The following is a 2,010-nucleotide window of genomic DNA, read 5'->3' on the forward strand; positions in this document are numbered from 1 at the left end:
TCATTGCGCTGGTGTTCGATTCCGCTTCGCTGCTCGACAAAAGCGCTTTCAGTCCAGTTTTCCTCGCTGGCCCGGTTGGCCTTATGCTCGGCAGGGTAGCCTTCGGGGGAATTTCAGCTCGCTACAACCGCATGCGGGTATTTGCGTGGATTGTTTCACTTTCGGGATTTGTCCAACTCACAAGGTTCGCGGTAACGCTTGAAGAACTCCTCGCCATTACTGCATCTGAACCGAATGATATCATATGACGAGTGGAATTTATGATCGAGATGGCACGGTTTGATTGGAGCGATCCCTTCAACTTTGACGATCAACTGACTGAAGAAGAACGAATGGTGCGTGATGCGGCTCATGGCTTCGCGCAAGGCGAACTTCAGCCCCGGGTCATCAATGCCTTCCGCGAAGAGCTGGATGCAGCAGAGTTGTTTCCACTCATGGGACAAGCCGGCTTGCTTGGAGCGACGATCCCACAGTCTTATGGCGGTGCTGGAGCTGGCTATGTCTCCTACGGTCTGATCGCGCGCGAGATTGAGCGCGTGGATTCGGGCTATCGGTCAATGGCATCGGTGCAAAGCTCGCTCGTCATGTATCCGATTTTTGCTTTCGGCTCGGAGGAACAGCGGTTTAAATATCTGCCTGGCCTAGCCGCAGGCTCGCTGATCGGCTGCTTCGGCCTGACAGAACCTGATGCGGGATCTGATCCTGCGGGCATGCGCACAATCGCGAAGAGGATTGATGGTGGCTATGTCCTTTCCGGCATCAAAACATGGATTTCGAATGCTCCTTTCGCCGACGTCTTTGTCGTCTGGGCAAAGAGCGAAGCACATGATGGGGCCATTTGCGGCTTCGTGCTTGAAAAGGGCCTGAAGGGGCTTTCCGCTCCCAAGATCAAGGGCAAGCTCAGCCTGCGCGCCTCGACCACCGGCATGATCGTGATGGATGAGGTTGAGGTTGACGAAGAAGCCTTGCTCCCCGGGGTCCAGGGTCTCAAGGGCCCCTTCGATTGCCTAAACCGCGCACGCTATGGGATCAGTTGGGGAGCGCTCGGCGCAGCAGAATATTGCATGCACGCAGCCCGCCAATATGGGCTTGATCGGCACCAGTTTGGAAAGCCGCTTGCCTCCAACCAACTCTATCAAAAGAAGCTCGCCGATATGCAAACAGACATTGCGCTAGGGTTGCAAGCCTCATTGCGTGTCGGCCGCCTAATGGATGAAGGCAGGTTCGCGCCGGAGATGGTCTCTCTCGTCAAGCGTAACAATGTCGGAAAATCGCTTGATATTGCGCGCCATGCCCGAGACATGCACGGCGGTAATGGCATCAGCGATGAATATCAAGTCATGCGGCACATGGTGAATCTGGAAACCGTCAACACCTATGAAGGCACGCACGATGTGCACGCGCTCATCCTTGGTCGAGCACTCACTGGCATTGCCGCATTCTAGGGCAGGCCACCTTTCTTCTTCAGTGTTGCGCTGCCTGGTCGCAGCAACAATCGTTGTGTCGAGTGAGCGGAAACGACGGAGCGTGGTGGCCGCCTCAATAGCTTCGCGGTAGTTTCAGGACATGCTCTGCGATGAATGACAATATGAGATTGGTCGAAACAGGTGCCACCTGATAAAGGCGGGCCTCTCGAAATTTCCGTTCGATGTCGTATTCCTCAGCAAAGCCATATCCGCCATATGTCTGGATGCAGGCGTTGCCCGCTTCGACTGCTACGTCCGCGGCAAGCATTTTTGCCATGTTCGCCTCGGGTCCATGTTCAAGCCCCGCTTCGTAAAGGCGCGCGGCCTCATGGACCATGAGCTCGGCAGCGCGCATATTTGCGTGGGCTCGCGCGATCGGGAAAGAGACGCCCTGATTCATGCCAATGGGGCGATCGAAAACCACCCGTTGATTGGCATAAGCAATGGATTTTCGGGTAAACCATTTTGCATCACCGACGCATTCGGCAGCAATAAGAACTCTTTCCGCATTCATGCCCGAAAGGATGCAATGAAAGCCCTTGCC

The 2,010-nt window shown here is 55.2% G+C and carries 3 protein-coding genes; 2 read left to right on the forward strand and 1 reads right to left on the reverse strand.

The features are described from left to right. Both IEX64_RS24175 and IEX64_RS24180 read left to right on the forward strand, forming a co-directional pair. Positions 1 to 248: hypothetical protein (locus tag IEX64_RS24175; protein WP_229710735.1), on the forward strand; the 248-nt coding region annotated here is incomplete at its 5' end. Between the two features lie 12 nt (positions 249 to 260). Beyond that, on the forward strand, positions 261 to 1,445 hold the full coding sequence (locus tag IEX64_RS24180) for an acyl-CoA dehydrogenase (RefSeq protein ID WP_066762465.1): 1,185 nt from the start codon (positions 261 to 263) through the stop codon (positions 1,443 to 1,445). Between the two features lie 94 nt (positions 1,446 to 1,539). Here the strand turns inward: IEX64_RS24180 and IEX64_RS24185 are convergent. Then, a partial coding sequence (locus IEX64_RS24185; RefSeq protein WP_188824016.1) for an acyl-CoA dehydrogenase family protein occupies positions 1,540 to 2,010 on the reverse strand: 471 nt, incomplete at its 5' end.

It is taken from the genome of Novosphingobium indicum, assembly GCF_014645195.1.
Classification (GTDB): Bacteria; Pseudomonadota; Alphaproteobacteria; order Sphingomonadales; family Sphingomonadaceae; genus Novosphingobium; species Novosphingobium indicum.

Coding starts and splice junctions, on each gene's coding strand:
- IEX64_RS24180 (WP_066762465.1), top strand. CDS start 261: ATGATCGAGATGGCACGGTTTGATTGGAGCGATCCCTTCAACTTTGAC.